This is a genomic window from Frigidibacter sp. ROC022, assembly GCF_024723735.1.
Lineage (GTDB): Bacteria > Pseudomonadota > Alphaproteobacteria > Rhodobacterales > Rhodobacteraceae > SLM-1.
The window spans coordinates 1,009,872-1,018,819 of the sequence record NZ_JANQDU010000002.1 but is presented as its reverse complement, the minus strand read 5'-3'; the positions used below and the strand labels follow the sequence as shown (position 1 = coordinate 1,018,819).

Here is an 8,948-nt window from a genome sequence, read left to right as displayed (position 1 = left end):
CCCCCCCCCCCCCCCCCCCCCCCCCCCCCCCCCCCCCCCCCGGTCGGATCGCGCAGCGATCCGAAACCGCCGCGCCCCTAGAACGGACAGGGCGAGGAGAATTTCATCACCGCGCCGCCTTCGGGGTGGCGCAGCTTCAGCCCCTCGGCATGCAGCATCAGCCGGGGAAAGTCGCGGGCCGGGCCGCTGGCATAGAAGGGGTCGCCGAGGATCGGATGCCCCAGTTCGCGCATGTGCAGGCGCAGCTGGTGGCTGCGGCCGGTCTTCGGGAACAGATGCACCCGGGTCTCGCCATCGGCGCGGCGCACCGCCTTCCAGTCGGTGACCGCCCTGCGGCCGGTCTCATGGTCGATCTTCTGCCGGGGCCGGTTCGGCCAGTCGACGATGATCGGCAGATCGACGGTGCCGGCGTCCTCGGCCATCTCGCCCCAGACCCGGGCGACATAGAATTTCGAGAGCTGGCGTTTCTCGAACTGCAGGCCGAGGTGGCGCTGCGCCCGGGCGGTGCGGGCGAAGATCATGATCCCCGAAGTGTCGCGGTCGAGCCGGTGGACCAGCAGCGCCTCGGGGAATTCGGCCTGGGCGCGGGCGAGCAGGCAATCGGCCAGATGCGGCCCCTTGCCCGGCACCGAGAGCAGGCCGGCGGGCTTGTTCAGCAGCAGGAGATGGTCGTCGCTGTGCAGCACCTCGAGCGGGGTCTGCGGCGGGTCGTAGCTATCGGCAGGCAGGCTCATCGGGTCGGGATAGGCGCTTTCGCGCGTCGGTGGAAGGGTGCCGGCGCGCCCCGGCCCCAGGCGGCCGGCGCGGGCGGCGGGGCCGGGCGCCTCCGGCGGGGATATTTGCAAGGTGAAGCCGGTCCGGCGCTCAGACGATCCGGTGCCCGGCGGCCCGCAGCTGCCGCGCCAGTTCGGCGATATGCGCCGGGCCGATCTCGCAGCAGCCGCCGACGATGCCGGCGCCCTGCTCGACCCAGCCGAGCACGCTGCGGGCATAGCCTTCGGGCGAGAGATCGGTGCGGGCGCCGAGGCTCGACACGGTCGGGGAATCCCTGAGGAAATCCTTGGTGATCTCGTGAAAGCCGTTGGCATAGGCGCCGAAGGGCAGGTCCGCCGCGGCGAGCGCCTCCAGCGCCGCCGGCATCGCCTCGGGGGCCGAGCAATTGGCCAGCACCGCCGCGGCGCCGTCGCGGGCCAGGGCGGCGAATTCCGAGACCGGCTCGCCCGAGCGCAGGCGGCGCCCGTCCTCGTCATCCACGGTGGCCGAGAGCCAGACCGGCAGGCCGGTGCTCAGGGCGCCTTCCAGCACCGCGCGGGCATGGGCCAGCGAGGCGACGGTTTCGCAGAGCAGCAGATCGACGCCGGGGGCCAGCAGGCGGGCGACCTCGGCATAGAGCGCGACGGCGCGGTCGTGCGGCGGATGCAGTTCGGGCCGGTAGGAGGCGGCCAGCGGGCCGAGAGAGCCGGCAATCCGGCCACTGCCATGCGCCGCCCTTGCCGCCCGCGCCTCGTCCAGCGCCCGGGCCAGCAGGCTTTCGAAAAGGTCCTCGACGCCATGGCCGACCAGCCGGTCGCGGTGGATCGCATAGGAATTCACCGTCGCCAGCGTCGCCCCGGCGGCGAAGTAATCGGCATGGATCGCCTGCACCATGCCCGGGTGGTCCAGCATCACCCGCGTCGCCCAGAGCGGGGTCGGCTCTTCGCCGGAGCGGTGGACGAGCTCCTGCCCCATGCCGCCGTCCAGAAGAATCACATCTGCCATAGCGCAACTCCAATGCCGAGGGGCCGCAGCCCGTTTCGGACGCCATCTACTCCCAGACCAGCCGCGCCGCCAGCAGGGCGAAGACCCCGGCGGCGAGGCGGTTCATCATCCGTCCGGCGCGGCGGATCGGGGCGCCGAGGGCCGAGGCGGCCAGCGCCCAGCCGATGTTCACCGGCACCGAGCCGAGCGCGAAGACCAGGCCGAAGAGCGCGATCTGGACCCAGAGCGGGCCGAGCGCCGGATCGGCGAACTGCGGCAGGAAGGCCAGCACGAAGACCGAGACCTTGGGGTTCAGGGCGCAGTTCGCCGCGCCGCGCCGGAACGCCCGCCAGGCCCGGCGGTTGCCGCCGGTGGTCCGACCCGGCGGCGGTGCGCGCCACAACCCCCAGGCCAGCCACAGCAGATAGGCCGCGCCGCCCCAGCGCAGGATCAGCCAGGCCGCCTGCGAGCTCTGGATCAGCGCCGCCACGCCCAGCACCGCCAGCGCCACATGCAGCAGGCTGCCGGCCGAGATGCCCAGCGCCGCCGCCACCCCGGCGCGCGGCCCGCCGGCGGCCGCCGAGGCCGAGATGAACATCACGTCCGACCCGGGCGTCAGGTTCAGCGCGATCGAGGCGGCGAGAAAGGTGAACCAGGTGGCGGCCGGGATCGCCGGCAGGAGCTCAAGCATCACCCGGCCCCTCGTGTTGCGGCAGCGCGTCGGAAATCCGGTAGTAGTCGCCCCTGGCCCCGGTCCAGATATGCGCCGCCAGCCGCAGCCCGGTCGGGCCTTCCACCGCGCCGGCCTCGACGCAGAAGCCGCCGTCCGCGGCACGGAACCAGAGGCTGGACCCGCAGCGCCGGCAGAAGCCCCGCGTCGCTCCGCCCGGGGTGGCATATTCGGCCAGGGTCTCGCGGCTGTCCCAGATCAGCGCCGCTTCCGGCAGGTCGAAGGAGGCGGAATAATGGCCCGAGGTCTTGCGGCACTGCCGGCAATGGCAGGCGGTCACCGGGCCATCGGGCTGCGGCAGGCGGAACCGGACGCCGCCGCAGAGGCAGGAGGCGCCCAGCATCGGCCCGGCGGCCGGAGCGCTCATGTCACACGCCCCTGCCAGGCCGAGCCGCCGAGCAGCAGCCCGTAGACGATGAAGCACAGCGCCATGGCGCCGCGGAACCAGCGGTTCAGCACCGCCCCCAGGGCGATCCGGCCCAGACCGGCGCCGAGCGCGGTATAGCTGACATAGCTGGTGGCGGTGATGGTCAGGGCGGTCGGCACGATGGCCCACATCTGCCGGCCGATCGGCACGTCGGGCTGGACGAACTGGGTGAAGGCGGCGAGGTAGCCGGCCAGGCTCTTGGCGTTCACCGTGGCGATCAGCAGCGCCCGCAGATAGATCGAGCGGCCCGAGCGCGGCACATCGCGGATCGGCCGGCGCACCGCCCAGAGCCCGCGCAGGCCGAGCCAGACCAGCACGCCGGCGCCCAGCATCTTGGCCCAGAAGAAGACCTGCGGCGAGGTGGCGATCAGCGCCGCGACGCCGAGCGCCGAGAGGCAGAGGAACAGGCTGGCCTGGGTCAGGATCGCCGCCACGCCCCAGAGCGACCGGCGCAGCCCGTAGGCCATGCCGTTCTGCATGCAATTGACCGCATTCGGTCCCGGCGTGGTGACGAAAACCACCCAGAACAGCGCGAAAACGCTCCAGCCATGCAGATCCATCGGTGTCCTTCGGGCGCGGGTCTGCGCCGGTCGCGGCCAGATTAGCGCGGCGGCGGAAGCGGGGTCCAGAGCCGGACAGGGCGGCAGGCGGGGCGGCACCGACATTTGTTCGGCGGAGGCGATGGCCCGACGGTCGGCGCGATGCCGCGTGGCATCCGGCACCCGACCACGGCCCTGTCGGTGCCTATGCGCGCGCGCCATTCCATCGCGGTCGCGCCGGGCGCGGCGGCGCGCCTCACCTCCGCGCGAACACCGCCGTCAGGATCTCCGTCAGCGCCCTTGCATCCTCGGCGTCGAAGGCGTCGGGCCGGTTGCTGTCGATGTCGAGCACCGCGAGCACCCGGCCCGCGGCATCCTTCACCGGCAGCACGATCTCGGACCGTGTCGAGCTGGCGCAGGCGATATGGCCGGGGAAGGCATCGACATCGGCGACCAGCTGCACCTCGCCGCTGCGCGCCGCGGCGCCGCAGACCCCGCGCGAGAAGGGGATCACCAGGCAGCCGTGCCCGCCCTGATAGGGGCCGATCTTGAGCAGGTCGGGCGCCACCACCCGGTAGAAGCCGGTCCAGTCGAAACGGTCGTCGGCATGGTGCAGCTCGCAGGCCAGGGTCGCCATCAGCGCGATCGTGTCCTCTTCGCCCTCGGTCAGGCTGGCGATGGTCTTCGAGAGGCTGGGGTAATCGGCCCGCATCGGCATGGTCTCCGGCCCCGGCGCGGGGTGACGGGATGTTAGGGATTGGGCGCTAGGCTGCAAGCCAAACCGGATGGAGTGTGGCGATGACCCTGGTGGCAGACCCTTTCGACGGCGGCCTTGCGGTGCGGTTCGAGGGCGCGCGGATCGACGCGGCGGGGGCGATCGACTTCAAGGACGGGATGAAGGCGCTGACCGGGTCCGAGAGCGGCCGGGTGGTGCTGGACCTCGGCCAGGTCGGTTTCATCGATTCGAGTGGTCTTGGCGCCATCGTGGCGGTGATGAAGCAGCTCGGCCCCGGGCGCCGGCTGGAACTGGCCGGGCTGACCCCCGCGGTGGCCAAGGTGTTTCGGCTGACCCGGATGGACGATGTCTTCCGCATCCATGATTCGGTCGCGGCGGCCTGCAGCGATGCCGCGCAGATGCCATGACGGCCGGGCGGCGGAACCGGGCGGAATGATCCAGCTGCCGGTCGAACCTGCGGAGCCGGACATGGTGGTCCGGCTTTCCTTCGGCGCCGATCCGCGGGCGGTGCGCCGGGCCCTGCGCCGGGTCCATGCGGTGCTGAGCGGTGCGCGGGTGCTGGAGGATGACCGCGCGATGGCCGAGCTGGTGCTGGCCGAGGTCCTGAACAATGTCGTCGAACATGCCTATGCCGGCCATGCGACGGGGATGATCGAGCTGGCGCTGTCGCTGGACGCCGAGGCGCTGACCTGCCAGGTGACCGACCATGGCCGGCCACTGCCGGAAGGCGAGCTGCCGGGGCCGTGCTCCGGCGGCCATGATCCGCAGGACCTGCCCGAGGGCGGTTTTGGCTGGCCGCTGATCCACCGGCTGACCCGCGATCTCGGCTATTGCCGGACGCCGGGCTGCAATCGGCTTCGGTTCCGGCTGACGGCCCGGCGGCGGGCCTGACTTCGGCTTGCCTCGCCCCCGATCCGGCCTAGGATGGGGCCGCACGATCAGGGGGATGACAGATGCGCGATTTCCAGCTTCCCGGCCGCTCGCCCGTGGTGGCCGCCAACGGCATGGTCGCGACCTCGCATGGCATCGCCGCCGAGGCCGCGCTGCAAATCCTGAAGGACGGCGGCAATGCCGTCGATGCCGCCATCGCCGGGGCGGTCCTGTTGGGGATTTGCGAGCCGGCCTCGACCGGTATCGGCGGCGACTGCTTCGTGCTGCTGAAGCCGCCGGGGGAAGAGCGGATCCTGGCGCTGAACGGCTCGGGCCGCGCCCCGGCCGGGCTGGATGCGGCGGCGCTGCGGGCCGAGGGGCTGACGACGGTGCCGCTGAACCGCCCCGAGGCGGTCACGGTTCCCGGGGCCATCGACGCCTTCTGCCGGCTGTCGGCGGACTGGGGCCGCAAGGGGCTGGCCGACTCGCTGGCGCCGGCGATCCACTATGCCGAGGAAGGCGTGCCGGTCGGCGCCCGGACCGGCTGGGACTGGGCCGGCCATCAGGCCACGCTGAGCGGGGCGGCGCGCGACTTCTATCTTCTGGACGGCCGGGTGCCGGTGATGGGCCAGACCTTCCGGGCGCCGATGCAGGCGGAAATCCTGCGCCGCGTCGCCCGCGACGGCCGCGCCGCCTTTTATGAGGGCGAGGTGGCCGAGGACATGGTCAGCTCGCTCCGCGCCTTGGGCGGCAGCCATACGCTGGAGGATTTCGCCGCCACCGCCTGCGACTGGGTCGATCCGATCGCGGGCCGCTACAAGGATGTCGAACTGGTCGAGCATCCGCCGAACGGCCAGGGCGCAACGGCGATCCTGATGCTGAAGATCCTGTCGCATTTCGACCTGGAAACACTCGATCCCTTCGGCGCCGAGCGGGCGCATCTGGAAGCCGAGGCGACCAAGCTGGCCTATGACGCGCGCAACCGCTTCATTGCCGATCCGGACCGGACGACGCGGCTGGAGCACATGATATCGGATCGCACGGCGGCGCGGCTGGCGGCGCTGATCGAGCCGGACCGGGCCATGGCTGCGCCGGAACCGCTGGCCGAGGCGGTGCATCGCGACACGGTCTATCTGACCGTGGTCGATCGCGACCGGATGGCGGTATCGCTGATATATTCGATCTATCACGCCTTCGGCTCGGGCCTGGCCAGCAGCAAGTTCGGCGTGCTGTTCCAGAACCGCGGCGCCGGCTTTACCCTGGCCGAGGGGCATCCGAACGAGGCGGCGGGCGGCAAGCGGCCGATGCACACGATCATTCCCGGGATGCTGAAGGAAGCCGGCCGGGTGGTGATGCCTTTCGGGGTCATGGGCGGTGCCTATCAGCCCTGCGGCCATGCCCGCGTGGTCAGCAACATCATCGACTATGGGCTGGACCCGCAGGAGGCGCTGGACGGCCCGCGCTGTTTTGCCGACGCCGGCACGCTTTCGGTCGAGCGCGGCTATGCCCCCGGGGTGCTCAAGACGCTGGCCGGGATGGGACACAGGATCGCCGAGGCGCCTTCGCCCATCGGTGGCGGTCAGGCGATCCGCATCGACCATGGCAACGGCGTGTTGGTCGGCGGCTCGGACCCGCGCAAGGATGGCTGCGCCATCGGATATTGACGACACCAGACATCGGAGAGCCCATGCCCATCACCCCCGTTCTCGACATGGTTGCCGCCGCCAAGGCGCGGATCGAGACCCTGTCGCTGGAAGAGGCCCGCCGCGGCGCCGAGGCCGGCGCCTATCTGCTGGTCGATATCCGCGACCCGCGCGAACTGGAACGCGACGGCCGGATTCCCGGCGCCTTCCGCGCCCCGCGCGGAATGCTGGAGTTCTGGGTCGATCCGGCCAGCCCCTATCACAAGCCGGCGCTGGCCGATGGCCGCAAGCTGGTGCTGTTCTGCGCCGGGGCGTTGCGTTCGGCCCTGTCGGCGGCGGCGCTGATGGACATGGGGGTGGAGAAGGTGGCCGAGATGGAAGGCGGCTTCGCGGCCTGGAAAGCCGCGGGTTTGCCGGTCGAGCAGGGCTGACCGGCGCAAATCCGCCTAGTTCATCTGGAAGTGCAGCGGATACTGGCCGTCTTCGAACTCGCCGAACAGATCCTCGAGATCGGGATGGTCCACGGGTTCGCCCGAATAGTCGGGGATCAGGTTCTGTTCCGAGACATAGGCGACGTAATGCGACTGCCCGTTCTCGGCCAGAAGGTGGTAGAACGGCTGATCCCGGGACGGGCGGCTTTCCTCGGGAATCGAGCGATACCATTCCTCGGTATTGGAGAATATCGCATCGACATCGAAGATCACTCCGCGAAACGGATGCTTTCGATGCCTGACAACCTGGCCCAGATGGTACTTCGCTCTGGTCTTGAGCATATGTGATCGTCCCCCGGGACAACTCCTAGCGTCGAACCGGTCGGAAAGTAAATCCGTCAGGAACCAGATCCGCAGAAACAGTCTGTGGAACACAGTCCGACAGTCGCGCCCGACGGCTGGCCGGAACGTGAGGCGGAAGCCGGGTTTTTCGCGTTCCCCCCCGGGCCGATTTCCGGTAATACTGGGGCCAAGAAGAAACGACAAACAAGAAGCGACACGAGGCATCGAGGGCAGATGAGCAGAACTCTGCGCGCCATGGCAATGTTGGTTCTGGTCGCAAGCTGCGGCAGCGGCAATTTCTCGGCTCCGCGCCAGTTGGACGATGCCTGCGCGATCGTTTCCGAGCGGCCGAAGTATCTGCGCGCCATGCGGGTGACCGAGCGCCGTTGGGGCGTGCCGGTCCATGTCCAGATGGCGACGATCTACCAAGAATCGAAATTCATCGGCAACGCCCGGACCCCGCATCAATATGTGCTGGGGGTGATCCCGATGGGCCGCCAGTCCTCGGCCTATGGCTACAGCCAGGCGCTGGACGCGACCTGGGAGGAATACAAGCGCGCCACCGGGCATCGCGGGGCGCGGCGCGACCGCATCTCGGACGCCACCGATTTCATGGGCTGGTACATGGACAAGTCCAGCCAGAAGCTGGGCATCGCAAAGACCGACGCACGGAACCAGTACCTGGCCTATCACGAGGGCCACACCGGCTATTCCCGCGGCTCCTACAAGGCGAAGTCATGGCTGGTCCGGGTCGCCGGCGAGGTGGGCGAGCGCGCCGAGATCTATGCCGCGCAACTGGCCAACTGCCGGAAGGCGCGGTAGCGCCCGGCCCGGGTTTCAGAGCCCGCGCTTCTGGCTCTCGACCGTCACGTTGAACAGCGACGGCGGAAAGTCTCCGCCCCTGGTCAGCGCGCCAAGAACCACGGTGGTCTGGGTGCCGGTGCCGTCGGTGATCACCCATTGCCGCAGCTCGACCGGATTGCCGGTGAAGACCAGCTGGATGGTTCCGTATTCCGGGTTTTCGGGGTCCTGCGCCGTCACCGTGGTGGTCTTGCCGTCCGAGCTATGGCCGACAACCATGTTGCGCCGGGCCAGATCGACATTGGCTTCCAGGATCAGGTTCAGCGGCGTGCGCTTCAGCGGATACTGCTCGGGCGGGGCATTCGACTTGGCGTCGAAGATCGCCACCTGGCCGCCGCCGGCCAGCACCAGCGCCTGCTCGGGCGGATCGTATTCGAAGCGCACCCGGCCAGGGCGCTTGATATAAATCGTGCCGGTCGAGATCGATCCGTCGTCGTTGAGCTGGGTGAAGCTTGCCTGGGCGGTCTTCAGGCCGTTCAGATAGGCCGAAATGGCATCCAGCGACAGTTTCTCGGCCGCGGCCGGGAATGCGAGGGTCAGCACCAGCAGGGGCGCGAGCAGAAGACGGGTCATCATCATGGGTCCAAAATAGCCCGGCGCATGCCGTCTTGCACCCGAATTCGCGTCACGAG

The 8,948-nt window shown here is 69.8% G+C and carries 13 protein-coding genes; 5 read left to right on the top strand and 8 right to left on the bottom strand.

The genetic code is table 11. The features are described 5' to 3' along the window. Nucleotides 1-77: 77 nt before the first annotated feature. The 6 genes from NUW50_RS11760 to NUW50_RS11735 form a co-directional block, all read right to left on the bottom strand. Entirely contained in the window at nucleotides 78-734 is a 657-nt protein-coding gene (locus tag NUW50_RS11760; RefSeq protein ID WP_258289330.1) for a pseudouridine synthase, read from the bottom strand. Nucleotides 735-864: 130 nt separating this feature from the next. Further along, complete coding sequence (locus NUW50_RS11755) at nucleotides 865-1,758, bottom strand: homocysteine S-methyltransferase family protein (RefSeq protein WP_258289296.1); 894 nt, start codon at nucleotides 1,756-1,758, stop codon at nucleotides 865-867. Nucleotides 1,759-1,804: 46 nt separating this feature from the next. Then, complete coding sequence (locus NUW50_RS11750) at nucleotides 1,805-2,428, bottom strand: LysE family translocator (protein ID WP_258289295.1); 624 nt, start codon at nucleotides 2,426-2,428, stop codon at nucleotides 1,805-1,807. Then, entirely contained in the window at nucleotides 2,421-2,834 is a 414-nt protein-coding gene (locus NUW50_RS11745) for a GFA family protein (RefSeq protein ID WP_258289294.1), read from the bottom strand. Before NUW50_RS11745 ends, NUW50_RS11750 begins: the two co-directional genes overlap by 8 nt. Further along, nucleotides 2,831-3,454 (bottom strand): LysE family translocator, encoded by a 624-nt coding sequence (locus NUW50_RS11740; protein WP_258289293.1) that lies wholly within the window; start codon nucleotides 3,452-3,454, stop codon nucleotides 2,831-2,833. Before NUW50_RS11740 ends, NUW50_RS11745 begins: the two co-directional genes overlap by 4 nt. 235 nt (nucleotides 3,455-3,689) lie before the next feature. Next, a complete protein-coding gene (locus NUW50_RS11735; protein WP_258289292.1) occupies nucleotides 3,690-4,145 on the bottom strand; it encodes a GAF domain-containing protein in 456 nt (151 codons plus the stop codon). Nucleotides 4,146-4,231: 86 nt separating this feature from the next. Here NUW50_RS11735 and NUW50_RS11730 point away from each other — a divergent pair, with 86 nt between their 5' ends. The 4 genes from NUW50_RS11730 to NUW50_RS11715 all read left to right on the top strand — a co-directional run bounded on the left by NUW50_RS11730 (nucleotide 4,232) and on the right by NUW50_RS11715 (nucleotide 7,113). Beyond that, on the top strand, nucleotides 4,232-4,576 hold the full coding sequence (locus NUW50_RS11730; protein ID WP_258289291.1) for an STAS domain-containing protein: 345 nt from the start codon (nucleotides 4,232-4,234) through the stop codon (nucleotides 4,574-4,576). Between the two features lie 25 nt (nucleotides 4,577-4,601). Next, nucleotides 4,602-5,060: an ATP-binding protein gene (locus NUW50_RS11725; protein WP_258289290.1), complete on the top strand. Its 459-nt coding sequence runs from the start codon at nucleotides 4,602-4,604 to the stop codon at nucleotides 5,058-5,060. 62 nt (nucleotides 5,061-5,122) lie between these two features. After that, nucleotides 5,123-6,703 carry a gamma-glutamyltransferase family protein gene (locus NUW50_RS11720; RefSeq protein WP_258289289.1) on the top strand — a complete coding sequence of 527 codons (1,581 nt, stop codon included), beginning with the start codon at nucleotides 5,123-5,125 and terminating at the stop codon, nucleotides 6,701-6,703. A gap of 23 nt (nucleotides 6,704-6,726) precedes the next feature. Further along, complete coding sequence (locus NUW50_RS11715; protein WP_258289288.1) at nucleotides 6,727-7,113, top strand: rhodanese-like domain-containing protein; 387 nt, start codon at nucleotides 6,727-6,729, stop codon at nucleotides 7,111-7,113. Nucleotides 7,114-7,128: 15 nt separating this feature from the next. On the opposite strand, the gene hspQ is transcribed toward NUW50_RS11715, so the two are convergent. Further along, nucleotides 7,129-7,455 (bottom strand): heat shock protein HspQ, encoded by a 327-nt coding sequence (gene hspQ, locus NUW50_RS11710; RefSeq protein ID WP_258289287.1) that lies wholly within the window; start codon nucleotides 7,453-7,455, stop codon nucleotides 7,129-7,131. 234 nt (nucleotides 7,456-7,689) lie between these two features. Here hspQ and NUW50_RS11705 point away from each other — a divergent pair, with 234 nt between their 5' ends. Then, nucleotides 7,690-8,277 carry a transglycosylase SLT domain-containing protein gene (locus NUW50_RS11705; RefSeq protein ID WP_258289286.1) on the top strand — a complete coding sequence of 196 codons (588 nt, stop codon included), beginning with the start codon at nucleotides 7,690-7,692 and terminating at the stop codon, nucleotides 8,275-8,277. Between the two features lie 15 nt (nucleotides 8,278-8,292). On the opposite strand, the gene NUW50_RS11700 is transcribed toward NUW50_RS11705, so the two are convergent. Continuing rightward, nucleotides 8,293-8,895 (bottom strand): LolA family protein, encoded by a 603-nt coding sequence (locus tag NUW50_RS11700; protein WP_258289285.1) that lies wholly within the window; start codon nucleotides 8,893-8,895, stop codon nucleotides 8,293-8,295. Between the last annotated feature and the right edge of the window lie 53 nt (nucleotides 8,896-8,948).

Excerpts from the sequence above, each read along its gene's own strand:
- NUW50_RS11705 (WP_258289286.1), top strand. The coding sequence starts at position 7,690 with ATGAGCAGAACTCTGCGCGCCATGGCAATGTTGGTTCTGGTCGCAAGC.
- NUW50_RS11720 (WP_258289289.1), top strand. The coding sequence starts at position 5,123 with ATGCGCGATTTCCAGCTTCCCGGCCGCTCGCCCGTGGTGGCCGCCAAC.
- NUW50_RS11700 (WP_258289285.1), bottom strand. The coding sequence starts at position 8,895 with ATGATGATGACCCGTCTTCTGCTCGCGCCCCTGCTGGTGCTGACCCTC.
- NUW50_RS11750 (WP_258289295.1), bottom strand. The coding sequence starts at position 2,428 with ATGCTTGAGCTCCTGCCGGCGATCCCGGCCGCCACCTGGTTCACCTTT.
- NUW50_RS11745 (WP_258289294.1), bottom strand. The coding sequence starts at position 2,834 with ATGAGCGCTCCGGCCGCCGGGCCGATGCTGGGCGCCTCCTGCCTCTGC.
- NUW50_RS11730 (WP_258289291.1), top strand. The coding sequence starts at position 4,232 with ATGACCCTGGTGGCAGACCCTTTCGACGGCGGCCTTGCGGTGCGGTTC.
- NUW50_RS11725 (WP_258289290.1), top strand. The coding sequence starts at position 4,602 with ATGATCCAGCTGCCGGTCGAACCTGCGGAGCCGGACATGGTGGTCCGG.
- NUW50_RS11760 (WP_258289330.1), bottom strand. The coding sequence starts at position 734 with ATGAGCCTGCCTGCCGATAGCTACGACCCGCCGCAGACCCCGCTCGAG.
- NUW50_RS11715 (WP_258289288.1), top strand. The coding sequence starts at position 6,727 with ATGCCCATCACCCCCGTTCTCGACATGGTTGCCGCCGCCAAGGCGCGG.
- hspQ (WP_258289287.1), bottom strand. The coding sequence starts at position 7,455 with ATGCTCAAGACCAGAGCGAAGTACCATCTGGGCCAGGTTGTCAGGCAT.
- NUW50_RS11755 (WP_258289296.1), bottom strand. The coding sequence starts at position 1,758 with ATGGCAGATGTGATTCTTCTGGACGGCGGCATGGGGCAGGAGCTCGTC.
- NUW50_RS11735 (WP_258289292.1), bottom strand. The coding sequence starts at position 4,145 with ATGCGGGCCGATTACCCCAGCCTCTCGAAGACCATCGCCAGCCTGACC.
- NUW50_RS11740 (WP_258289293.1), bottom strand. The coding sequence starts at position 3,454 with ATGGATCTGCATGGCTGGAGCGTTTTCGCGCTGTTCTGGGTGGTTTTC.